This window comes from Streptomyces gelaticus, from assembly GCF_014649535.1.
Lineage (GTDB): Bacteria > Actinomycetota > Actinomycetes > Streptomycetales > Streptomycetaceae > Streptomyces > Streptomyces gelaticus.
Genome location: NZ_BMTF01000006.1, coordinates 52,605 through 76,244, shown reverse-complemented (window position 1 = coordinate 76,244; position 23,640 = coordinate 52,605). Strand labels below are relative to the sequence as shown.

16 protein-coding genes and 2 pseudogenes are annotated in these 23,640 nt (G+C 71.0%); 6 read left to right on the top strand and 12 right to left on the bottom strand.

Annotated elements, in window-relative coordinates; genetic code table 11:
* Positions 1–21 precede the first annotated feature (21 nt).
* Positions 22–1,449 carry an amidase gene (locus tag IE107_RS10920; RefSeq protein ID WP_189543524.1) on the top strand — a complete coding sequence of 476 codons (1,428 nt, stop codon included), beginning with the start codon at positions 22–24 and terminating at the stop codon, positions 1,447–1,449.
* 32 nt (positions 1,450–1,481) lie between these two features.
* On the opposite strand, the gene IE107_RS10915 is transcribed toward IE107_RS10920, so the two are convergent.
* The 4 genes and pseudogenes from IE107_RS10915 to IE107_RS10905 form a co-directional block, all read right to left on the bottom strand.
* Entirely contained in the window at positions 1,482–3,029 is a 1,548-nt protein-coding gene (locus IE107_RS10915; RefSeq protein ID WP_189543523.1) for a trifunctional class I SAM-dependent methyltransferase/NUDIX hydrolase/VOC family protein, read from the bottom strand.
* Positions 3,030–3,087: 58 nt separating this feature from the next.
* A pseudogene (locus tag IE107_RS34800) lies at positions 3,088–3,222 on the bottom strand (GNAT family N-acetyltransferase); the annotation flags it as partial.
* 9 nt (positions 3,223–3,231) lie between these two features.
* Positions 3,232–4,239, bottom strand: a complete 1,008-nt coding sequence (locus IE107_RS10910; protein WP_189543522.1) for a DNA polymerase Y family protein — start codon at positions 4,237–4,239, stop codon at positions 3,232–3,234.
* Complete coding sequence (locus IE107_RS10905) at positions 4,236–7,772, bottom strand: DNA polymerase III subunit alpha (RefSeq protein ID WP_189543521.1); 3,537 nt, start codon at positions 7,770–7,772, stop codon at positions 4,236–4,238. The genes IE107_RS10910 and IE107_RS10905 overlap by 4 nt, the downstream gene beginning before the upstream one ends.
* A gap of 141 nt (positions 7,773–7,913) precedes the next feature.
* Between IE107_RS10905 and IE107_RS10900 the strand changes: the two genes are divergently transcribed.
* From IE107_RS10900 to IE107_RS10885, 4 genes and pseudogenes are all read left to right on the top strand, one after another.
* Positions 7,914–8,951, top strand: coding sequence for a DUF3533 domain-containing protein (locus IE107_RS10900; RefSeq protein WP_189543520.1), 1,038 nt, complete (start codon positions 7,914–7,916; stop codon positions 8,949–8,951).
* A gap of 62 nt (positions 8,952–9,013) precedes the next feature.
* Entirely contained in the window at positions 9,014–9,157 is a 144-nt protein-coding gene (locus IE107_RS10895; RefSeq protein WP_373302423.1) for a hypothetical protein, read from the top strand.
* A gap of 56 nt (positions 9,158–9,213) precedes the next feature.
* Positions 9,214–9,639 (top strand): annotated as a pseudogene (locus tag IE107_RS10890) (VWA-like domain-containing protein); the annotation flags it as partial.
* Positions 9,640–9,796: 157 nt separating this feature from the next.
* Positions 9,797–10,708: an alpha/beta fold hydrolase gene (locus tag IE107_RS10885; RefSeq protein WP_189543518.1), complete on the top strand. Its 912-nt coding sequence runs from the start codon at positions 9,797–9,799 to the stop codon at positions 10,706–10,708.
* A 54-nt stretch (positions 10,709–10,762) separates the two neighbouring features.
* On the opposite strand, the gene fxsT is transcribed toward IE107_RS10885, so the two are convergent.
* The 5 genes from fxsT to IE107_RS10860 all read right to left on the bottom strand — a co-directional run bounded on the left by fxsT (position 10,763) and on the right by IE107_RS10860 (position 19,703).
* A complete protein-coding gene (gene fxsT / locus IE107_RS10880; protein ID WP_189543517.1) occupies positions 10,763–14,701 on the bottom strand; it encodes an FxSxx-COOH system tetratricopeptide repeat protein in 3,939 nt (1,312 codons plus the stop codon).
* Positions 14,685–16,040 (bottom strand): FxsC protein, encoded by a 1,356-nt coding sequence (fsxC, locus tag IE107_RS10875; RefSeq protein WP_373302429.1) that lies wholly within the window; start codon positions 16,038–16,040, stop codon positions 14,685–14,687. Before fsxC ends, fxsT begins: the two co-directional genes overlap by 17 nt.
* A gap of 210 nt (positions 16,041–16,250) precedes the next feature.
* On the bottom strand, positions 16,251–18,485 hold the full coding sequence (gene fxsBH / locus IE107_RS10870; RefSeq protein WP_189543515.1) for a radical SAM/SPASM protein FxsBH, inactivated beta-hydroxylase extension form: 2,235 nt from the start codon (positions 18,483–18,485) through the stop codon (positions 16,251–16,253).
* A 30-nt stretch (positions 18,486–18,515) separates the two neighbouring features.
* Entirely contained in the window at positions 18,516–18,683 is a 168-nt protein-coding gene (locus IE107_RS10865; RefSeq protein WP_229866840.1) for an FxSxx-COOH-like cyclophane-containing RiPP peptide, read from the bottom strand.
* Between the two features lie 303 nt (positions 18,684–18,986).
* Positions 18,987–19,703, bottom strand: a complete 717-nt coding sequence (locus tag IE107_RS10860; protein WP_189543514.1) for a hypothetical protein — start codon at positions 19,701–19,703, stop codon at positions 18,987–18,989.
* 239 nt (positions 19,704–19,942) lie between these two features.
* Between IE107_RS10860 and IE107_RS10855 the strand changes: the two genes are divergently transcribed.
* A complete protein-coding gene (locus IE107_RS10855; protein WP_229866839.1) occupies positions 19,943–20,869 on the top strand; it encodes a DUF4231 domain-containing protein in 927 nt (308 codons plus the stop codon).
* A 58-nt stretch (positions 20,870–20,927) separates the two neighbouring features.
* Here IE107_RS10855 and IE107_RS10850 read toward each other — a convergent pair whose 3' ends face one another.
* The 3 genes from IE107_RS10850 to IE107_RS10840 form a co-directional block, all read right to left on the bottom strand.
* Positions 20,928–21,407, bottom strand: a complete 480-nt coding sequence (locus IE107_RS10850) for a hypothetical protein (RefSeq protein WP_189543513.1) — start codon at positions 21,405–21,407, stop codon at positions 20,928–20,930.
* Between the two features lie 211 nt (positions 21,408–21,618).
* Positions 21,619–22,518 carry a S1 family peptidase gene (locus IE107_RS10845; protein WP_189543512.1) on the bottom strand — a complete coding sequence of 300 codons (900 nt, stop codon included), beginning with the start codon at positions 22,516–22,518 and terminating at the stop codon, positions 21,619–21,621.
* 252 nt (positions 22,519–22,770) lie between these two features.
* Positions 22,771–23,586 carry a DUF1684 domain-containing protein gene (locus tag IE107_RS10840; RefSeq protein ID WP_189543511.1) on the bottom strand — a complete coding sequence of 272 codons (816 nt, stop codon included), beginning with the start codon at positions 23,584–23,586 and terminating at the stop codon, positions 22,771–22,773.
* Between the last annotated feature and the right edge of the window lie 54 nt (positions 23,587–23,640).

The following is a 23,640-nucleotide window of genomic DNA, read 5'->3' as shown; positions in this document are numbered from 1 at the left end:
TTCATCGAAAAGGACCCTCACATGACCGACCTCACCGACCTCGCCCATCTGCCCGCCACCGAGGCCCTGCGCCGCTTCCGTGACCGCTCCCTCTCACCGGTCGAGCTGATGACCGCGATCATCGCGCGTGCGGAAGCCGTCGAGCCGAAGATCAACGCCCTGGCCGAGCAGACCTTCGAGGAGGCGCTCGCCGCCGCCCGCGAGGCCGAGGCCCGCTACGGGGGCAAGGGCGAAGCACCCCGCGCGCTGGAGGGCCTCGCCGTCGCGACGAAGGAGGAGCAGCCGATCGCGGGACGCCTCAGCACGGACGGCTCGCTGGCGTTCCGGGAGGAGATCGCCGAGCGCACGCACCCGGTGATCGAGCGGGTCCAGGCCGCCGGCGGCATCGTGCACGCCCGGACCACGACGCCGGAGTTCAGCTGCGCGGGTTACACCCAGTCACGTCTGTGGGGCGTCACCCGGAACCCGTGGAACACGGAGTTCACTCCGGGCGGCTCCTCGGGCGGTGCGGGCGCCGCACTCGCGGCGGGCGAGACGACGCTCGCGACCGGCTCCGACATCGGCGGCTCGATCCGCATCCCCGCTTCGTACACGGGCACGGTCGGCTTCAAGCCGCCCTACGGGCGCGTGCCGGCGATGGCGCCCTTCAACCTCGACACGTACTGCCACGACGGCCCGATGGCGCGCACCGTCGCCGACTGCGCCCTGCTGGAGAACGTCATCGCGGGGCCCCACCCGCTGGACGCCGTCTCGCTGCGGTCCGAACTCGTCCTGCCCGAGCGGTTCGAGAGCGCCGAGGGCCTGCGAGTGGCCCTCTCGGTCACCCTCGGGGACTGGCCGGTCGATCCCGAGGTCGAGGCCAACACCCGTGCGGTCGCGGAGGCGTTGCGCGCGGCCGGGGCCGTCGTCGAGGAGGTGGAGGTCCCCATCATGCGGGCGGACGTGATGCGGGCCGCGATGATTCACTTCGGCTCGATCTTCGGCCCGTACATCTCTTCGGTCGCCGCCGAGCACGGCGACCTGCTCACCACCTATGCGCTCGACTTCGCCCGGCGGGCCGCCGAGGCCGTCCGCGAGCCCGGCAGCTTCCTCCAGGGCCTCGAACTCGAAGCCGGGGTGCAGACGACGCTCGGTGTGCTGCTGGACCGCTACGACGTCCTGCTGTGCCCGACGAGCGCCGTCCCGGCACTCGGGGCGGACGACGACCACCTCTCTGCCAAGGTCGTGATCAACGGCGTCGAGCTGGACTTCTATCTGGAATCCGCGATGACCACACCGTTCAACATAGCCAGTCGCTGCCCGGTGCTGAGCGTGCCGTCCGGATTCGCCTCGACCGGCGTACCGACGGGGGTGCAGGTCGTCGGACGGACCTATGACGACACCACGGTGTTCCGCGTCGCGCAGGCCATCGAGTCCGCCCGTCCCTGGAGCCGCATCCCGGTCCTCTGAAGCGGGCCCGGCCGGCCGGGCCCGGACGTCCTTCAGTCCCGGCGCCGGGCCCACGCATCGGTGTACGGCGCCGGTTCCTCCGGTGCCGTACGCACCTGCCGGGCTCCGGCGACCAGCTCCACCTCGTACCCCGCGGCGTCCTCCAGATAGGCGGCGATGTGGCCGTCACCGCCCGCGTGCGGGTAGCGGTCCTCGAAGAGCGGCCGCCAGCCGTGCTCCGGGGCCCGTGCCACCAGGGCGTCGAGGGTGGCCCGGTCACTGACGTGGAACGCGAGGTGGTTGAGCCCGGGACGGCGCCGGTCGTACGGGCCCGGAACCAGGTCGGGCGACTGCTCGACCACCACATAGCTGTCGCCGCGCCGCCAGCTCCGCCCGTGTTCCCAGCGCTGGTACGGAAGATGGCCCAGCTCGCCGAGGAGCCAGCCCCACCCCCGCTCGGCCGCCGCGAGGTCGGGCACCCACAGCTCGATGTGGTGCACCCCGCCGGTGCCCGCCCCGCCGGCCGGCAGCGGAACGGCGCGGCGGGTGCCGTGCGGCTGGTACGCCACGGTGTCGCCGTCCTCGTGCCAGTGGATCAGGAAGTGCTCGCCCGCGCGGTAGCCGTCGAGCGCCGCCCGGCAGTAGGCGACCATGTCGTCCGGCAGGGCGTCCAGCGGGAACCACGCCAGCCCGGAGCACTTGTCCGGCTCGCGGTTGTACGGCTCGCGCCCGGGGTCGTACTCCGCCTCGAAGAACCAGCCGGTCCTCGGTCTGCCGCCGGGGCCGCGGTGCTGCATGACCAGGGCGACCCGCAGCTCGTCCGGGCCGAGTTCGACCCCGATCTCCTCGGCGGCCTCGCGGATCATCGCCTCGCGGACGTCCTCGCCGTCCTCGACGTGCCCGGACGGGCCGTTGAACAGCCCGTCCGCGTACCCCGTATCGGCCCGGCGGGCGAGCAGGACCTCGGGGCCGCGACGGAGGATCAGATGCACATCGACGACCTCGGTGTGCCGGTGCGGAGGCTGGGCGCGGGCCACCAGGGCGTAGCGCTCGTCGTCGACCCGCCTGCCCCACAGCGCCGGATCGCCGGAGAGCCGTTCGTGGTGGATCCGTTCAGTGAACTCCGAGAGCAGTACGGTCAGTTGCTCGGCACTGAGGCCTACGCCGCCCCAGACACCCTCGATCAGGATCAGCCGGCCGCCCGGCCGCAGCAGGGTGAACCAGTGGCGCAGGGCCGCGGCCGGGTCGGGCAGCAGCCACACCACGTGTCTGACCATGATCACGTCGAACTGCTGCTTGCCGACCGGCGGCCGCGCCGCGTCGCCGGTGAGCACCTCGGTGCCCGTGCCGGCGAGCTTGGCCCGCGCCTGCTCCACCATGCGCGGGGAGCGGTCGACGGCGGTGACCCGGTGCCCCTGGCCGGCGACGAGCAGGGCCAGGCTCCCGGTGCCGCACCCCAGGTCGAGCACCGCGGAGCGCTCGCCGGGCAGCCAGCTCTCCAACCGCCGTGCCCAGGCGTGCCGGACGGCCGGGTCGAGCAGCCCGTGGTCGGGCTCCTCGTCGAAGGAGTCGGCTGCGGAGTCCCAGTCGATCGTCGTCATGGGTAGATCGTGCCAGCCGCCACCGACAGTGGCGCCCCGCCGGTCGGATCGTGAACGGCTTGCGGTAGTGGAGCCGGTCGTACGGGCCGCCCGTGCGCCGCTCCACCAGCTCGTAGCCGTAGCGCGGACAGATCCGCCGGTTCTCCCACATCAGGGCGTTCGTGCAGAGCCGGATCCCGGGGAGGTCGAGTGCCGAGGGGGCTCAGGAAGCGAGACGCCCCGGCATCACGGCCCGGGGGCCGTACCTGGCCCGCAGCCGGTCCGCCACCGCCTCGATCCGGCGCGCCCGTTCGTCAGCCGGGTCGAAGGAGAGCTGGTGCGTGGCCCGCTCGCCTTCCGTCAGCCCCTCGGCGCGCAGCCCGATCCCCCGCACCCGGGCCCGTTGCAGGGCGAACGAGTCATGGATCCGGTACGCGAGTGCGGTGAGCTCCGCGGAGTGGGCGGTGGGTTCCCGGAGAGTACGGCTGCGGGTCAGCGTCGCGTATCCGGTGCGGTCGGCGTAGCGCACAAAGACCGCGAGGCCGCGGCAGACCTGCCCGTCCCCGCGCATCCTGGCCCCCAGCTCCTCGGTGAGCGACATGAGCGCGCGGCGCTGCCGTTCCCGGTCCAGCTCGTCGTTAGGGAAGGACCGTTCGGCGGTGATCGACCGGGCCGCGGCCCCCGGCACGACGGCCGTACGGTCGATGCCGCGCGCCCGCTCCCACAGTTCGCGCCCGGTCCGTACGCCGGTGATCCGCTGCAACGTGCCGAGCGGGGCCGCCGCGATCCGGCCGACGGAGTCGAGCCCGTATCCGCACAGGGCGCGGGCCGTCGCCGCACCGACGCCGTCCAGCGCCGCGGCCGGCCGGTCCGCGAGGAACTCCGCTCCCCCGCCGCCGGGCACCACGAAGGTCGTCCCGGGCGCGGCCTGCCGTGCCGCCATCCGGGCCAGCATCGGGTTCTCCGCCGCCCCGATGGCGCAGTCCACGCCGTGCAGGGCGAGCGCGCGGATCCGGATCACCGAGGCCAGCCCCTTCGCGTCCTGCCCGAAGCAGCGCAGCGCGCCGCGCACATCGGCGAGCGCCCCGTCGGGCGGGACCGCCTGGACCACCGGGGTGAACGCGCCGAGCAGGGCGAGCAGCCCCTCGTAGCCGGCGCTGTCCGGAAGGCCGCCGCCGACCTTGCAGAACCGCAGGCAGAGGATTCCCGGTGCGCCGGGTGCGGTGCTCATCCCGCGCTCCCCGGGCTCCGGTGCCACAGCTTCCTGCCGGTGGCGACGCCTTCGCCGGGCGGCTGGAGGTCGGACCAGGGGTTCATCTCGTACCCCGTCGGCAGCTGGATGCGGCGGCCGTTGTCACCGGCCCCGTTCGCGTCCTCGGGCTGGGTCTCCCCGGACGGGGGTTTTGCCGCCAGCCGGTCCGCGACCGCGTCGAGTCCGCCGGTACGCCGCAGTTCGGCCAGCTCCGCCAGGTTCCAGGCGGCCGAGCCGACCACGCTCAGGCTTCGCGGTCCGCGCCGCTGCACCACTCCGCGCACCAGCAGCAGCCAGGAGTGGAAGACGGTGTGCGCGCAGGCGGCGTGGCTGTCGTCGAAGAAGGCCAGGTCGACCAGGCCCGTGCCGTCGTCCAGGGTGGTGAAGACGACCCGGCGGCCGGAGCGGACCGGCGGGGTCTGGGTGGCCGCCTTGGCACCCGCGACCAGCACGGTCTCGCCGTGCCGTGCCTCGCGCAGCCGCTTGGCGGAGACCACGCCCAGCTCCTTCAGGAAGGCGTGGTGATCGTCCATCAGGTGGTGGGAGACATCCATGCTCAGCACGCCCAGCTCGGCGCTGAGCCGTTCCGCGTCGCTGAGGTCGGGCAGGCCGATGGAGCCGGTCCGGTGCCCGCCGCCGAGGGGGAGCTGCTCGCCGGAGCCGCCGGAGCCCGCGCCCCGCTGGGCGCGGTGCAGTTCGGACAGGTGCAGCAGCAGATCGCGCCGGTTGGCGCCGAACGCGTCCAACGCGCCCACCCGGGCCAGCCGTTCGGCGGTCGGCCTGCCCGGCCTGGCCCGCTGCCAGAAGTCCAGCAGCGAGGTATAGGGCTGCCCGGCCTCGATCCGGGCGACCTCGGCCTTGCTGATGCCATGGACGTCCGAGAGCGCGAGCCGCACCCCCCAGACGCCCTTCCCTCCCCCACCATCGGACACCAGTTCGATTCGATGGGCGGCCGACGAACGGTTCACGTCCAGTCCCAGCACCGGCACCCCGCGCCGCCGCGCGTCCGCGAGCAGCAGCCGCTTCGGGTACATCCCGGGGTCATGGGTGAGCAGCCCGGCGTAGAAGGCCGCCGGGTGGTGCGCCTTGAGCCAGGCCGACTGGTACGTCGGCACGGCGAAGGCGACCGCGTGCGCCTTGCAGAAGCCGTAGCTGCCGAACGCCTCGATGATCTCCCAGGTCCGGGCGATCACTTCGGCGCCGTACTTCCTCTCCGCCGCCCGCCGCGCGAACCACACCTTGATCCGGCCCTGCGATTCGGGGTCGGAGAGCCCGCGCCGCACCCGGTCGGCCTCGCCCCGGCCGCAGCCGGTCATGATGTCGACCATCTCGATGATCTGCTCGTGGAAGACGACCACTCCGTACGTCTCGCGCAGCGGTCCTTCCAGATCGGGGTGCGGATAGCGCGCGGGGACCCGGCCGTGCCGGGCCTCGATGAACGGCCGCACCATGTCGGCGGCGACCGGCCCGGGGCGGAACAGCGAGATGTCGACCACCAGATCGTGGAAGCCGGCCGGCTGGAGCCTGCCGACCAGATCGCGCTGGCCCGGGGACTCGATCTGGAAGCAGCCCAGCGTCTCGGCGCTCCTGATCATCCGGTACGTCTCCGGGTCGTCCGGCTCCACCGCGTCCAGGTCCACGTCCTGCCCCGATGCCCGCCCGATCTCCGCGACCGCGTGCGCCATCGCCGACTGCATCCGCACACCCAGCACATCGAGCTTGAGCAGCCCCAGGTCCTCCACGTCCTCCTTGTCGAACTGCACCATCGGGAAGCCGTCGCCGCTGGTGGGCACGGTGGGGGCGCGGCGCAGCAGTGTGGCGTCCGAGAGGAGGACCCCGCACGGGTGCATGGCGATGCCGCGCGGCAGTCCGTCCAGCGCCTCCACCAGCTCCCAGAGCCGCCCGTAGTGGTCCTTCTCCCGTGCCACTTCACGCAGTTCGGGCAGTTCCTCCATGGCCGCACGGGCGTCACGGGCCCGGATGTGCGGGAAGGCCTTGGCGAGCCGGTCGGTCTCGGCCGGGTTCATGGAGAGCGCGGCGCCCACGTCCCGGATGGCGTGGCGCACCCGGTAGGTCTCGGGCATGGCGACGGTCGCGACCCGTTCGGTGCCGAAGCGCCCGATGATCGCGCGGTAGACGTCGAGCCTGCGGGCGGACTCCACGTCGATGTCGATGTCGGGCAGCACGAAGCGGCGTTTGGACAGGAAGCGCTCCATCAGCAGCCCGTGCTCGACCGGGTCGGCGTGCGCGATCCCGAGGAGGTGGTTGACCAGGGAGCCCGCGCCGGAGCCCCGGGCGGCGACCCGCACCTTCATCGCTTTCACGTCATCCACGACCTGAGCGACCGTCAGGAAGTAGGAGGCGAAACCGTGGTACGCGATGATGTCCAGCTCCTGATGCATCCGCTCCCAGTAGTCGCGCCTGCGGTCGTAGCCGCGCAGCACCATGCCGGCGGCGGCCCGGGAGGCCAGCACCCGCTGGGCGGTGCGCCGTCCGGCGCCGACGAGCTCCGGTTCGGGGAAGTGGACGGAGCCGAGGCCGAGGTCGCCCGCGGGGTCGACGACACAGGCGTCGGCGGTGCGCCGGGTCTCCGCGAGCAGCCGCTCCCCGGCGTCCCGGCCGAGACCTGCGGCCGAGGCGATCCGCCCGGCGGTCTCCGCCATCGCGCGGGCGTCCTTCAGCCAGCGCTCCCCGCTGTCGAGCGGGGCGCGGCGGGGGTCGACGGGCACCAGTCCGCGGGCCGCGTCGAGCACATCGGCGACCGGGCCCTGCCCGGCGTCGGCGTACCGGACGGCGTTGGTCAGCACGGCCCGCACTCCCTGCTCGGCGGCGAAGCCGACGGTACGGGCGGCGAGCCGCAGCGATCCGGGCCCGGTGCCCTCGCGGCCGTGATGGACGGCTTCGAGGCGCAGGTCGTCGCCGTAGACCTCCCGCCAGCCGGCGAGCAGCGCGGCGGCCCGGTCCGGGCGGCCGGCGGCCAGCGCCCTGCCGATGTCGGAGGAAGGGCCGAGCAGCACGATGAGCCCTTCGGCGGGCAGTGCGGACCGGCCGACCAGGGGCTGTCCCGCTCCGTCGGGCACGGGACCGTGGGCGGCGGTGACGAGACGGCACAGCTCCGCCCAGCCCCGGGCGCCGTCCCGGGCGAGGAAGGTGGCCCGGGGTGCGGATTCGTCGACGAAGGCGCCGCCGCGGACCGGGGTCCGCAGCCGATGCGTACGCCCGCCCTCTCTCGTACGCTCCGCCGCCGCGGGGTCCACCGCGAGCTCCACCCCGAAGAGCGGTCGCACCCCGGCGCTCTCGCAGGCTTTGGCGAAGCGGACCGCGCCCGCGAGCGTGTCCCGGTCGGTCAGCGCCAGAGCGCCCATCCCCCGCTGGGCGGCGCGCTCCGCCAGCCGCTCCGGGTGCGATGCCCCGTACCGCAGGGAGAACCCGGAAACGGTATGCAGATGCGTGAACCCGGGCACCCGCACCTCCTGAACCGATCCGTACTCACCACCCCCGCTCTCCACCATAGACCAAGTTTCGAACATTCGTACGATACCTGGAGCGCGGAAGGGCTGCCCGGCCCCCGGACCGGTGACCGCAAGGGCGGCGGTCAGCCATTCGGCCCAGCCCCGACTGCACGAACGGCCGACGCCCCGGAGCGTGGGGACATGACTTTCGCTGACGAGGTGAAGAACGCCGTCACTCCACGGGCCGCACTGCTCGTCATCGGTGTGCTCGGGCTGCAGCTGCTGTTCATCGCGTCCTACGTCGGGGCGCTGCACAAACCGAAGCCGACGGACGTGCCCTTCGGCCTCGTCGCGCCCCAGCAGGTTTCCGCGCAGCTCCTCACCGAGCTGAAGAATCTCCCCGGCGGCCCGCTGGACCCCCGCACGGTCGCCGACGCGGCCACGGCCCGCGAGCAGATCCTCGATCGCGAGATCGACGGCGCCCTGATCGTCAATCCCACCGGCACGACCGACACCGTTCTCGTCGCCTCCGGCGGCGGCGCCTCGCTGGCCACCGCTCTGACGAAGATCATCACGGAGGTGGACCGGACCCAGCAGCGCACCGTACGGACCGTGGACGTGGCCCCCGCCTCCGACCAGGACTTCAACGGGATCTCGTCGTTCTACCTGGTCGTGGGATGGTGCGTCGGCGGATACCTCTGCGCCTCGATCCTGGCGATCAGCGCGGGCGCCAAGCCCGCCAACCGTCAGCGCGCGGTGATCCGGACCGGCGTCATGGCGCTGTACTCGATCGTGGGCGGAATCGGCGGCGCGATCATCATCGGCCCGGTCCTCGGCGCCCTGCCCGGCAGCTTCTGGGGTCTGTCCGGCCTGGGCGCGCTGACCGTCTTCGCGGTCGGCATGATCACCCTCGCCCTCCAGGCCCTCACCGGCATCGTCGGCATCGGCCTGGCCGTCCTGATCGTGGTGATCGCGGGCAACCCGAGCGCCGGCGGCGCCTACCCGCTGCCGATGATCCCGGACTTCTGGCGGGCGATCGGTCCCGCACTGCCGCCCGGGGCGGGCACCTGGGTCGCGCGCTCGATCGCCTACTTCAAGGGCAACGCGGTCACCGGCTCCCTGCTGGTGCTGTCCGCGTGGGCGGTGGCGGGCACGGCCGTCACACTCCTGGTCGCCATGCGCCGCAAACCGGAGGAACTCACCGGCGAGCGGCCGCCGTTCGGCTCGAACCCCGCCTGACCGGGCCTCACGATCCCCGGTGGGCGCTCCTGGTCCGGGCGCTGGAGACCGGGGCCCCGGACGTGGTGGTCGTCCCCGCGACCACGCTCGCCTCGCTGCGCCAGGAGGACTGGGACGTACCGGCGTCGATCGAACAGCTCGCCGGGGCGGTGTCCCTGTCCCGGCGGGCGGACCGGGAGGCGGCCGCCGCGAGGGCCCGCCGATGACCGCGGACGCGCCGACGGTCCCGACCGCCGCACCGGGGGCACCGGACCTGGACAAGATCGCCGTGGTCATCGACACATCCGCCTCGGTCAGTGACACCGAACTGGGCAGCGCGCTCCTGGAGGTCGCCGCGATCTCCCGCGCCGTCGGCGGCCGCCGCGACCTGGTCACCGTCCTCCCGTGCGACGCGGCGGCCCGGGTCGCGCGCCCGCTGTGCCGCGCCGAGGGAATCCCCCTGGTGGGCGGCGGCGGAACGAACCTGCGCTCGGGCTTCGCCCGGGCCCTTCGGCTGCAGCCGCGACCCGACGTCGTCGTGGTCCTGACCGACGGCCAGACCCCCTGGCCGAGCGCACAGCCGTCGTGCCGGACGGTGGTGAGCCTGTTCCCCCGGGTGTGGGACGAGGACGATCCCCGCTACCACCCGGGCGCCCCGCCCAAGTGGGCACGGACGGTCGTCATCGGCGCCGGGGGAACGGTGGCGTGAGGACATCAGTACGGGTGCTGAGGTCGTCACAAGGCCGCTCATGGCATCTTGCTGGTTTCCAACTCCCGTACACGGTAAGAGCTCTGATGAGCCATCATCACATTGGGTGGGGAGAAGTCGGGCACGCGGTGCCCGCACCATACGGAGGAGGCGCCAAGTGCGTAGTCGGGTGCGCGCGGCGGACGGGCGGCATCTGGTGGTGGAGCGTCTCGGGGATCCCCGTGGCAGACCGGTGTTCCTGCTGCACGGGATGCCGGGCAGCAGGCTCGGTCCGGCTCCGCGCGGCATGGTCCTGTACCAGCGCAAGACCCAGCTGATCACCTACGACCGGCCGGGCTACGGCGAGTCCGACCGGCTGCCGGGCCGATGTGTCGCCGATGCCGTGCAGGACGTGCGGGCCATCGCGGACCACCTCGGTCTCGAGCGGTTCGCCGTGGTGGGCCGGTCCGGTGGCGCCCCGCACGCCCTGGCCTGCGCGGCGCTGATGCCCGAGCGGGTGACCCGTACCGCCGCGCTGGTCGGCCTGGCCCCGTGGGGGGCCGACGGTCTCGACTGGTTCGACGGGATGGCCGCCTCCAATGTGCTGGCGTACTCCACCGCCGCGGCCGATCCGGACGGGCTCGCGGAGTCGTTCATCTCACGGTCCGCGGTGATCAGGAAGAACCCGGTCCGGCTCATCGACGAACTGCGTCAGGAACTGACCGAGTCCGACCGGATGGTGGTCAACGACGCCGGGGTCCGCACCATGCTGCTGCGCAACTACCGTGAGGGGCTGCGCACTTCCGCCTGGGGCTGGATCGACGACGCGATCGCGTTCAGCAATCCGTGGGGGTTCGACCCCGCGGACATCACGGGTCCGGTGATGCTGTGGCACGGCGAGAAGGACGTGTTCTCGCCGGTGGGCCACTCCCGCTGGCTGGCCGAACGCATCCCGAACTCCACCGTCGTGGTGGAACCGGCGGCAGCGCACTTCGACGCCCTGCACGCGCTGCCCAGGATCCTGAACTGGCTGCTGGATCCGCCCGCCTGCCAGGGCCTGTCCGAGCCTGATCCCCCGGACAGGCCCTGAGCGACGGGTGGGCAGGCCGAGGAGCGTCCGGCGGTCGCCGGACGCTCCTCGGGCTCATACCGCCATCGGTTCCAGTTCACGCTCGAACCGGCGCTCGTTCCGGGCGATCCGGCTCATCGGGTGGTCCTCGCCGAGCTGCCGGGACAGCTCCTCGACCGTTTCCGCCCGCAGCCGCATCGCCTCGTCCTTGCGCCCCATCGCGTCGAAGGTGACCGCCATGTTCGACATCATGGCCAGCGTCTCGGGGTGATGCGCCCCGAGGACACGTCTGAGCTGCCCGGCCACCTTCTGTTCGGTCTCCAGCACGATGTCGAGATTGCCCGTCTCGGCCGTCGCATTGGCCAGATTCATCACACAGAACAGGGTGTTGGGATGCTCCGGCCCGTACACCTCCCGCATCGAAGCGACCACCCGGGTCAGCACCCGCTCCGACTCCTCCACCTCGCCGGCCCCCAACTGGTAGACGCCGAGGTTGTTCAGGGCGGCCAGGGTGTACGGGTGTTTCTCCCCCGGCACCTTCATGTACTGGTCGACGACATCCTGCGCGGTGTCCCTGGCCTCGGTGGCCTCGCCCGCCGCGTACAGGTCGGCCGCCATGTTGAGGTCACAGGCCAGCGACTCCGGGTTGGCGGCGGTGTACTTGGCCCGGTACCTGGCCCGGGTGGCCACCGTGAGCCTGCGGGCGTCCTCCAGTCTGCCCGCCCGGCGCAGCGAAACCGCCAGGCTCTTCGCCGCGCTCAGCGTGCCGGGGAAGGCCCGGCCTAGCGTTGCCTTGTAGCTGTCGTACGTACGGCTGAGGATGCCGACCGCGTCCTCGTACCGTCCGACGTCACGCAGGTCGCGGGCCAGGTTCATGGCCGAGGAGAGGCTGTACGGATGCTCCGCGCCGAGTACCTCGACCCGCTTGTCGAAGACGTCCTGGTCGATCTCCCTGGCCTTGGCGTACTGCCCGATGGACCGCAGGGTGAACGCCAGGTTGTTGGCCGCCGCCAGGGTCCTGGGATGCGACTCGTGGAATATCTGGTTGAACCCGTCGGTGGCTTCGGTCGCCAGCTCGATCGCCCTGGTGTACTCGCCGAGCACACCGAGGTCGGTCGCCAGGCTGCTGGTGCTCATGTACACGTGCGGGTGCTCCGGGCCCAGGACCTCCTGCTGCATCGCCAGGGTGATCTCGTCGAGCTCCCTCGCCTCCACATAACGGCCTCGCGAACGGTAGACGTTGGCAAGGTGGAAACAGAGGTAGAGGTACTGGATGTCCCGCTCTCCCAGCGTCTCCCTCCACAGGACACGCAGTTCCTCGCCGAGAGCGGCGGCGGTCCTGAAGTCACCTCGCTTCCAGAGATAGCGAATCCGGTCGATCAGCAGCCTGCGGGCCTCGGGCTCCTTGCAGTTGCGGGCGTCGGACGGGCCGAGGTGCGGCCAGATCGTGGCGAACTGCGGCCAGCTCGCGGGGTTGTCGATCGGCTCGTTCTCGTCGTCGGGCCGGGCACCGGCCAGGATGCGGTGGACGGCGTGCCGGGCGTCCCGCTGCTCCTCCTCGGTGAGCTGCGCCCTGATGACGGCCTGGACGAGCCGGTGCACCTGGATGGAGTTGGAGACCTGGTCGACCTTGGCGAGGGCGAACCGGCCGATCTCCCGGATGACCCGGCCCAGCACCAGCTTCTCCTGGAGCGAGGCGTCGTACGGCTTCAGCGCCTCGATCATCTCCTTGCTGTACAGGAGGTTCCCGGAGATCGGCTCGGGGGCGAAGAAGGCGCAGAGCTGGAGCAGCCGCACCGCGGCGGGTGAGCGCTCCTTGAGCCGCTGGATGGAGATGTTCCAGGTCGCGGCGACCGGCTCCGGGTATCCGGCCGGCTGGTTGAGCGCCAGGACCTCGGGGGCCTGCTGGGCCAGCTGTTCCAGATAGGTGTCGATGGGAGTGGCGGTCTCCGCGATCCAGGCCGCCGCCTGCTCGACGGCCAGCGGCAGGTCACCGACCGCGGTGGCCACCTGGGCGGCGTCCTCGTCGCTCAGCCCCGGGGCCCTGCGCTGGAGGTGCTCGATGGACTCCTCGCGCAGGAAGACGTCGACGGGCAGCGCGTCGCCGTGCTGGGACCAGGCCTGGTTCCGCGAGGTGACCAGGATGTGGCCGGAGCCCCCCTGCGGGAAGTAGCGCCGGAGCCGTTCGGGGTCGTCGGCGTTGTCGAAGACCAGCAGCCAGCGGTCCGAGGGCACACCGCGCCGCAGCAGGTCGACGGCCTCCTGGGAGGCTGCCGACATGTCGTCGCCGCCCTGGGCGCCCAGCCGGACCGCGAGCTCGGCGAGCGCGGCCACCACGTCGTCGGTCTGCTCGGAGGATATCCACCAGACCAGGTCGTAGTCCGCCATGAAGCGGTGCACGTACTCCAGGGCCACCTGGGTCTTGCCGACACCGCCGAGTCCGTACAGGGTCTGCGGCTGCGGCAGCACGACCGCCATGCCGCCGCCGAGCTGGTCGCGCATCCGCTCCAGGACCAGGGAACGGCCGGTGAAACCGGGGTTGCGCGGCGGGGCGTTCCAGATCCTGGGGACGGTGCCCGGGAAGCGCGGCCCGGGCGACACCGCGTCGGTGAGCTGCACGGGCCGGTCCAGGGCGCGCAACAGAGCGGCGGTGGCGTGCACCTCGTCGAGCCGGAAGAGGTCGACGGGATTGCGGTCGATGTAGGGCGCGGAGAGCCGTACGTCACCGACCCTGAGCGGCAGCAGATGGCGCCGGCCACCACCGGGGTCGTCCGCGACGGCCCGGTCCCAGAGGTTCACCGCGCGCTGGGACTTGAGGTAGGCGCTGGAGAGCAGCACCACGGTGCGGGTCGCGTTCTCGGTGGCGAATTCCGCCGGTTCCCCGCTGTCCCGCTCGGCGGACACGTCGCGCGGGACCACACGGAACCCGGCCCGGGTGAGCACGGATTCGATCCAGTCGGCCCACATCCGGTTCTCCGCCACGTAGCTGAGGAAGAGATCGGCGGGGAGTGCGGGCCTGCGCCTGGTGAACGCGTCGCGGATGCGCAGCCGCACCTCTTCGCCGACCGGCGGCATCGAGGTGATCTGCTGGTCGGTGATGACGGAGGTGAGCCGCTCGAAGGCGGAGAGCAGGGAGTTGGTCAGTCCCGTCTCGTCGCCGAAGGTCGCGAGGGTCTCCTCGTAGGCGTAGTAGGGGCGGTACGGAATCTCCACCGCGCCCCAGTACGCGGTGAGTTCGTCGCCGGAAAGATCGCGCGGCAGGCGGTCGAACTTCAGCCGGGCCAGTGCCCGGCCGGCGTCGGCCTTCTCCTTCTCGCCCTCGTCGATGCGCATCGGGACGGGGAAGATGGAGATGGGACGGCCGGTGTAGCGCTCGGAGATCTGCCGGGCCACGGAGGCGGCGCCGTCGATCGACTGGTCGCTGAGCGTGAAGCAGTCGACGAGGATGTCGGGCAGGTGGACGGTGCAGATGTCGGCGATGTCGCTGAGTCCGGTCCGGCTGTCGATGAGGACGTAGTCGTAGTTGGCCTTCATGTCGTCGCGCAGGGCGTCGAAGAAGTGGCCGCCGCCGAGCCGGTCGTAGAAGTTGTCCCAGTCGAAGGTGGAGACGGTCGCGGAGTACTCGCGGTTCTGCCGTCCGGCGGAGACGAAGTCGAGCGTGCCGCCCTGCGGGAATTCCCAGCCGAGTGCCTCGGGGGTGAGGGAGACGGCGTGCGGCTGGATGCGGGCGTAGTCGCGGTGCCAGTCGTCGGCGCGCTGGACGGGACTGGTCGCGGCCCACGCGTACTCGGTGATCAGATCTATGACGCCGGTGGTGGCGCCGAGGGTCGAGGGGTCCAGGAACGGGTGGAAGAACCGGTGGAGCCCCGGTGCCTCCAGGTCCCAGTCGACGGCCAGTACCCGCTTTCCGTTGGCGGCGAGTATCCAGGCGGTGTTGGCCAGGGCCATGGTGCGCCCGGTGCCGCCCTTGTACGAGTAGAAGGTGACGATGCGCCCGTCACGACCGGCCGTCATCCGTGTCCTCCGCATCCGTCGCAGGGTCGTGTGTTTCGGGGATGTCGTTCATCAGCGCCATCGGCCCCATCAACCGTGTCCGTTCGGTGTGTCCGCCGCCGGTGGCGGGCGGGTAGACCGCCGCATGTCTCAGGTACTGCTGGGCCGCCACTTCGACCACCTGCGGCAGGATCCGTCCGAAGGCGTCCATGCTGGGTATGCCCTTGGCCGCGACGCGGCAGTAGGCCCGCCCCTGACGCATCTTGGTCGGCATGGTCTGTTCGAGTTTCTCCGTCAACTCGGCCTCGAAGGCTCTGCTTTCGGGGTCATCGCGATTCCACGGCACGACCATCGTCACCCAGGGGCGGTTCTCGGCGTCGAAGGCGGCGAGCCGTCTCCGACGCTCCTCGTCCTGCAGGGCCCAGCGGTCGACGAGCAGGATCTCCGGTCTGTTGGGGGGCTGTTTGCCCTCCGAGTGCCCGGACTCCTCGTCGAAGGAGGCGATGGTGACCTGGTAGTTGAGGGAGCGCACCAGGTCCTGGGCGACATAGGCCAGGGGTCGGGCGGCGGCCGGGTGGTAGGGGTTCCAGTCCTGTGGATTGTCGCCATAGTACTCGGCGTTGCGCCCCTCGGGCAGGTCGTGCCGGGTGGGAGCGGCGATGGTCACCTGCATGGGACGCGGTCCGCCCACTGCGCTGTCCGGCGGGCCGAAGGCGCTGGGGGCCAGCCGGTAGTCGACGGGTCGGCCGGTGCCGAGCCTCAGGGTGTCGGCGACCGTGACGATGCGCTTGGCGAGTTCGTACACCGCACGCTCGTACTCTTCCTCGAAGAGCTTGAGTTTGATCAGCCCGTAGAGACCGTCACTGACATAACGGTCTCCGAAATCACGGTGGTTGAACTGTAATCGCTCGGCCGGCCCCGGAAGCTGGCTGGGTGGTACGGGCACCCAGAGCGCCGGGACGATCGCCTCGGCGTTCTGGTTGGAACGGGCCCGGTGATGAATGGCGCGCTGGGCGAAGGCGTACCACTCCTTGCCGCACATCTCGCTCGCGAAGTAACGCGGCGAGAACAACGGAACGAACACCCGGCAGGTGGCCAGTGCCTCGCCGAGCCGTTCCGACCAGCCTTCGCCGGAGCGTATCTCCCGGTCGATGAACCCCGCGGCCGCACCCGCGGGGAGATCGGTCAGGGCCATCACATGGCCGCAGAGATCCTGGAAGAGCCGCTCGACCCACATGTCGGGGTCCGTTCCGCCGCCGTACCCCGGTGTATGCGCGTAGCTCAAGAAGAAGTACGGCCGATGGTCCGCCGCTCGCTGCTGCGTTGTTGCGTGCACACGACCCCCGTCCTGTGTGAGCACCCGCACCCGAGGAGTGATAGTGAATGCGAGCGAATTCATCATTCCGGAGCGGACGTTGCTCCACCCCCATGACGTTCAGTCATTCAACGTCATTTTTCAGTCATACGTTCCCAGGTTTCCTCGATCATTTCTTGATCGAACCGGGTCTGCCTCTGTTTCTCCCAGTTGTCCTGTACGCGCGGACGGCCGGGCCCAACCGGAATGCGATCCTCAGATCTCCTTTCGCATCCGGTGCAGCAGCTGTTTCCCGTCGATGGTCAGTTCGGCGGCACCTTCCAGGGCGTCGAGGGCCTGCGGTACGCCCTCCAGGTAGCGCCGGTCGAAAACCCCCAGCGCCATCCGCTCATAGGTGTCGGTCAGCAACCGGGAAAACGGAACTGTTTCTTCCTGCCAGGGCATCCGATGTTCCCAGGAGCCGTCCGCCGCGTAAAGATCCGTGACATCCCGAAGCGCCTGCAATTCGGCCCGCCGGAAACCGCGCAGCAGAGCGGACGCCAGTTGCTCGGAACTGGCGTCCGGGGCGATCCCCAGCGCGCCGTATCCGTGCCGGCCCACGGCGGGCTCCGCCGGGGGCAGACCGGTCAGCGGGGTGAGGGTGGTGAGACGGCCCGCCATCTCCTCGGTGCGCCCGGGAGCCTTCGTCCCGATGAGCGTCCATGCCTCGCCGATCCTGGCTGCCAGGCCGGCGGCGGCCCGCTCGTCGAGCGCGCCCGCGGCGGGCAGGGAGAAGCAGTCGCGGTACGGGTCGAGGTCGTCGAGCACGAAGCCTGCTGCCGAACCGGGTGTCGGGATCCGGCGCAGCGGCCGCCAGCCGGGACCGGCCGCATCCGGCCGCACGATGCGGCGCTCGGCCGCGTCGCCGCCTTCCCGCCGGACGAGAAAGCCGTCCTCGGTGGCGATCAGGAGCGCCGCACCGCTCTCCCCCTCGTCCGCCATCCGCAACTCTCCGAGGCCGGGGAGGAAGATCCGGCCACCCGAGAAGGGCACCCGTACGAACAGATCCAGGCCGGCCCGTACGACGGCGGACGCGAGGCACGCCGACATCCGGTGCACCACGTCCACGGCCCCGGACCGCTCGCGGACCGGCTCCATCGCATCCAGCAGCCAGGTGCGCGTGTACGGGTGCGCCAGCACCTCGTTCAGGCCGCGGGCTCCTTCCTCGGACGCCTCGATGCCGGCGGCCAGTTCCCAGGCGGCCTCCCACTGTTCGCCGCCGCGCTGTCCGATGTCGGCGTTGAGCAGGGCGAGCAGCGTGCGGGTGAGGTCCTGTTGGGCGGCGACCAGTTCGACGGGACCGGTCACCGCGGGAGCGGCGAGGGCCGTGGCCGTGCGAGCCTCGATGCCGCGCACCAGAGCGGCCAGATCGGCGCAGTACACGGACGGATTGTCGAATGCGTCGGACGGCCCCGTGGAGCGGTACCGGTGCGTGTACAGGCCGCCTCCGCACGAACGCACGACGGGACACTGCCGGCAGGTCTCGCTGACGCCCGCCAGCCCGAGCTGGCGGGCCCGCACCCCGGGATGGGCCGCGACCTCGTCGAAGGCATGGGTGAAGACATCGAAACCGGTGGCTGCGGCGCCTTCGTAGGCGCTCTTGAGGGAGTCGACCTGCTCCAGCTGGCCGTCGGTCTCGACGACGACGAGGTCGGTGGGCGCGAGCCCCAGGGACTCGGTGAGGCTGGGGCCGCCGCCCAGTGTGGACAGCACCGAGGAGAACAGCCGCACCGGCACCGGGCGTCCCCGCTCCTGCCAGTGGTCGAAGACCGTGAGGAGCCAGTCGGCGTACGCGGTGGGGGAACCGCCCGGGCGAGGCGGCGGATCGTCCCAGGTGGCATGCGGGAGCAGGAAGTCGATGAGCGGCGGGTCGAGCTCGGCGAGCGCGTCGAGAACCGCGCGCGGGTCGTTCTCGATGTCGACGGTGCACAGGAGCCCGAGGTAGAGATGGCGGTAGCGCTCCTGCCGGAGCAGCTCGACGGCCTTGAGAACCAGGGGATGGCTGCTGCGTCCGTCGGCGTAGCGGCGGTGCCGGTCGTTGGCGGCCCGGTCGCCGTCGAGGGAGATGCCGACCCTGACACCGAACTCGTCGAAGAGGTCGAGGTAACGCGGACTGAGCTGGAGTCCGTTGGTGTGAATGCGGAGGTCGAGTTCCGCGACGCCCTCGAAGGCGGAGGTGAGCTCTTCACAGACGCGTCGCAGCCGGGCAGGGCCCGCCAGCAGGGGCTCCCCTCCGTGCAGGATCACTGACACGGAGGGCAACGCATGCGTTTTGGCATGCTCGGCCAGGCGCTGAGCTGTCCGGAAGATGACGTCGTCAGAGATTGCTTTGGGGCGGGTACGCCAGCTCTGATCTGCATGTTCGTAGACGTAGCAATGATCGCAGGCAAGATCGCACCTGCTGTGCACTTTGAGCACGATTTCGCGGAATGGGACCAGGGGTCCTGTCATTCCCTCAGTCTAGCCAGCATGCAACGCGAATCAGAGCGCGGAACTGAAGGTCGACGCCATGCTGTGGCGATCGGTCGACGCGGCAAATACCCGGCCGAGCTTCCTGGTGGCTTCGGCGGTGCGGGTGTCGATCTTGGAGAGCGGCACCGATTCCTTCTTCGCAACAGCGAAGGGGCGAGGGGATTCAGAGATCTTCACGGCAGTCCTTGAGGGGAGTTTTCCGGATCATGGAGAAAAGCAGCCAGTTTCTGTAAGACCACAGTGCCCGGCGGCACGACTTTACCCCTCGAACTCGGCTGACGCACCGCGGTGATCCTTTCTTCGTCCCGATGCAGTACGGGACTTACTCATCCGGCTCGAACGGCTCTCACCACGCCACGCGAGCCGGGGAAACCCGAGGGAAACACAGGGGAAACACGAGGCGGGAGAGGTCATCGGTGACCGGCCGGGCCCGCCCGGCCCGCGGCGCGGCAGCGCGGGCGGCGCATGCCCCGACAGGCTTCAGCCGGCCGCGGGGGCCACCCTGTCGGTCCATACGCCCTTCAGGCAGTCCATGGTCCGCTCGTGGGTGTCGCCCACGACATCCGTGACCCTGACACGGACATAGAGGGACCGGACCCGTCGGGCGAAGGTTTCGGAGAACGCACCCACCAGCACCGTGTCATGGCCCCCTACGGCTCCCATCAGGGGGAATCCGGCGCCGAACCCGATGAGCCGGAAGTCCTCCCCGTTGACGAATCCGGCCTCCGCGAGCTCGGCCACGATGTCGGGGACGCTGCTCCACCGCACGTCGGCAAAGTCCTCCGCGCCCTGCATGACCACCCTGACGTCCCACGACTCGATCACGGCCATGTGCTGGCCGCCGTTGAGTATTCCGACGCGCCACGCAGGCTCCTGCGTGGTCAGCAGCCCCTGCGTCCAGGCGGCCCGCCAGCCCAAGTACGGCCTGACCGTGCGGGCGTACTGCGCGCGTGCCAGCACGGCCCCCAGCGAGACCGCCAGCAGGCTTCCCAGCACCTGCCCGTCTACCGGCCGCAGACGCCACGGCCACTCCGACTGCGCCGCGGTCGGCACGTTGCCCCGGACCGCCTCCCAGACGAGCAGTACGGTCAGCAGGCCGAGGAGCACGAGCGGCGTGGTGAACAGCAGAGGACTACGGCGGATCCGACGCTGGGTGTCGGCCTGCGCATCCGGGTTCCCGTCGTACGCCCCACTCATCCCCGGCCCCCCGCCAGTCGGTCGCGAGGCGGGTGCGGGACAGCAACACGCCTCACCACAAAGTCTGTTGGACCACATTGCCACAGTGCCCCGGATCGCACGAGGGGGTCTCACCGGGGACCGAAAAGCACCGTTGCCGGCCCACGTCCATTGCGTGCCCAAGGGTGCACCTCTACGCTCGTGCCCCCCATTCGGCTCACCGGACGAGCACGCCTGTACAACCGCAGACGGGAGTGAACATGACGGCGCTTCCAGGGCCGCTCCAGAGCATGGTCTTCAGGAACGCCGACCTCCCGGCGCTCTTCCACCACACCGACGAGATAGCCGTCGCCAGGCAGCGCGAGGCCGTCAACACCACCCGCATTCAACTGATTCTCCTGGTCACGGGGGCTGTGCCGGCTGCCCTCCCCTGGCACGTCGAGGTGGCTGACTCGTTTCAACTCGCCGATGCGGCAGCTGTGTTGGCCTACCTGGGCGTCCTGGTCACGACGTACCTCTCCGCCCGCCGCAAAGCAAAGTCGCATTGGCAACTCAACCGCTCGGCGGCGGAGTTCATCAAGTCGATGTGCTGGCGCTACTCGGTGCACGGCTCCCCCTTCGACACCACTACCCAGCACCCGGAGGCGGTGTTCGCGAACCGCCTCGAAGAGGGGCTTCAGGAACTGCGCAAAGTGGGGTGGGCCGACCCCCGCGACCTGACGGCGGATTCGGGCGGGCTGATCACCGAGTCGATGCGCGCGTTACGGGAGAAGGCGTTCACCGTACGCAAGGAGACCTATGTGCGGGACCGCCTCATAGAGCAGAGGAGTTGGTACCGCAGACGCCAGGAGGTCTCCCGGCGGGCCACTCTGGTCTGGTCGACCACCATTGCCGCACTGACCGCGCTCGCCCTGGTGTTCGCGCTGTTGAGGACGTTCTCCGTGATGCAGTCCTTCGCCCTGACGGGGGTGCTCTCGGCCGCGGCGGCCGCCTGTCTGGCGTGGAGCGAGATGCGTCGGCACCACCCGCTGATCTCGGCCCACTCGCTGGTGGAGCAGGACCTGGAGGCGATGCAGGTGGCGATGGAGACCACTCTGACCGAGCGTCAGTGGCCGGGGGCGGTGTTCGAGACCGAGCGGATCGTCTCGCCGCAGCACACCGACTGGCTCGCCCGGCACCAGATGTGAGGCACCGCCGGGCGGCACGCCGGCCGGAGCCGTGTACGAGGCCGGGTGCGGCGGGCGGTCAGGTGCGCTCCACGCCCTCGCGCCAGATCACCGTGACCGGACGGCCCAGGCTGCGGGCGTACGTCACGATGTCGCCGGTGCCGCCGAGGCCGCGGGCCGGCCGGCCGTCCCACACCGCGAGCAGCCGGTCGCAGTGGTCGGCGATGTACGCGCCCGCCGCGTAGTACGCCTCGTCGGTGGAGTGCGGGAAGTCCAGCCGGACCTCCCGGACCGCCCGGTCCTTGAGGGCGCGGTAGCGGGCGAGTTCGGCCGCGTCGGCGAAGCAGGATTCGTAATCGCCGCTCGGGATGACCACGGTCAGGTCCGCACCGCAGTCCAGGGCGAGGTCGGCGAAGAGCTGGTCCGCCCCCACCGCCAGACTGGAGAGGGCCTCCAAGGAGCCTTCGAGGCCGCAGAGCGCCGCCCGCAACCCCGCGAGCACGTGGGCGTGGGCCTCCTGCGGGATGGTGCGATGACCGGTCACTCCGATGCGCTTCACGGACCTGGAACCCCCTGAGGTGTCTGCCGGGGGCCCGGAGGGCATCCCCCGGCTGGCACAGCACCCGCCCCCGTCGCTCCTGCGTGACCGACCTGCCCCACATCCTCTCAAAAGCCGCGGGGTGAGCGGGAGCCCCCGCCCAGCATTCGGGCGGGAGCTCCGTCGCGGCCGGTCGCTTCTTCGAGGGCCGGGCCGGGGGTGTGCCGGGGTGTCAGTAGACGCTGACCCCGTACGCGCTGAGCGCCTCGGTGACCGGCTGGAAGTACGTGGTGCCGCCGGAGGAGCAGTTGCCGCTGCCACCGGAGGTGAGACCGATCGCCTTGGAGCCGGAGTAGAGCGGACCGCCGGAGTCGCCGGGCTCCGCGCAGACGTTGGTCTTGATCATGCCGTAGACGATGTCGCCGTTGCCGTAGTTGACGGTGGCGTTGAGGCCCGTGACGGAGCCGCCGTGGGTGCCGGTGGTGGAGCCGCGGCGGGTGACGGACATGCCGACCGTGGCGTCGGCCGCGCCGGTGATGTCGACGCTGCCGACGGTGCCCTCGTGGGAGACCGAGGCGTTGTCGTAGCGGACCAGGCCGTAGTCGTTGGTCGGGAAGCTGGAGCCGACCGTCGGGCCGATGCTGGTGGAGTTCGAGGAGTTGGTGTACCAGGGCGGGTTGCCGTCGGTGCAGTGACCGGCGGTCAGGAAGTAGTAGGTGCTGCCGCTGCGGACGTTGAAGCCGAGGGAGCAGCGCCAGCCGGGAGCGTAGATCGCGTCGCCGCCGGAGAGCAGTTTGCTGATCTTCCCGGGGGTGCGTTCGATCTTCAGGGCTCCGGCGTTGACTCCGGCGGACTGCTTGATCTTCTCGATCCCGGCCTGCGAGACCGTGCGGTCGACGGTGACCACGAGCTTGTTGGACGCCGGGTCGACGTTCCACGCGGTGCCTGCCACGTCGGCGCCGAGCACGGCGTCGCCCGCGGCGGAGAGCTGCGCGGCGCTGAAGGTGGTGTGGGTGTCGGCCTGGGCGCTGGGGACGGCCAGTGCGGCAACGGCGACGAGGCCGGCAGCGATGGCGACGGTCCTGGTGCGTCTCGCGGTGCCACTGAGGGGGGTGGTGCGCTTGATCCTCACTTCTCGTTCCTCCCGAGGGAAGTCGGGGGTCCGCCTGTGGGGTGGTCGGACCCGTGAGGCGCAGTCGTTCGCACGGCCGTGCGCCCGCATCAGGCATGCCGTGTTCCTGACAAGCGCTGCTCGGGAGTATTCAAGGCGTCAACTTGTGGCGCAAGAGGGCCTTCTGGCCTGAACTTGGTCATGCCGAACAGGAAAGGTCCCGGCAGCACAGGGGCTGCCGGAGCCACCGACCCACAAGGAAGCGACGCTGCGTCAGTTGTCGATGCGGTTGCGCTCCCCCGCCTCCACGGCGGCGGAAAGCGTGTTGCCGGGCGGCGGGAAGGGGCAGATGAAGTGGTCCGCGAAGGCGCACGGCGGCAGCAGCGCACGGTTGAGGTCGACGGTCACGCTGCCGTCCTCGGCGGGCACCGCGGGCCGCAGGAACCGGAAGCGGTAGCTGCTGTTCCCGCTGGTGGCGTCGGCGAAGACCGCCCAGAGCGAGCCGTCGGGCTCGATCGCGGCCCGGAGCGTGTGCTCCGTACCGTCGAGCTCGAAGGCGATCTCACCGGCGAGTCCGAGACCGCGCTCGACCCCGTCGGCGTTCTCGACCCGGACCGTACGGGCGCCGTCGTACGGGCGGAAGGTGCCCTCGAGCACCCAGCGGGGGTCGTACGGGGTGGCCTCGATGGCCCGGAAGGCGCGCCGCGCCGGGGAGTCCGGGTCGAAGTCCCGTACCGCCCAGAGCCCTTCGCGGCTCATTACGACCAGCCGCCGCTGCCCGTGGGCGACGCGGGACCCGCCGATCGGGCCGCGGTCGGCGGTGAGCCGGACCTGGCCGGTGAAGGGCTCGCCGTCGACCGTCAGCCCGTCCGCCGCGGAGGCGCTGAGCACCAGCTCGTCGCCGTCCTCCCGCCACTGGCCGGGTACGTCGGGGATGCGGCCCTCCGGGTAGTCGGAGAGCCAGTGGGTGCCGGTGAGGGAGAGCGGTCCGTAGGGGCCGGCGACCGTGGCGGTGCGCTCCTCGTGCCAGTGCTTCCAGTCCTGTGCCGCCTGCTCGGAACCGTGCGGCTGCGGTGCGTCCGTGCTCATGCGGTCAACCTTTCCATACCGGCCCGGCGAGCCCGGGATGCGACCGCAGGGTGG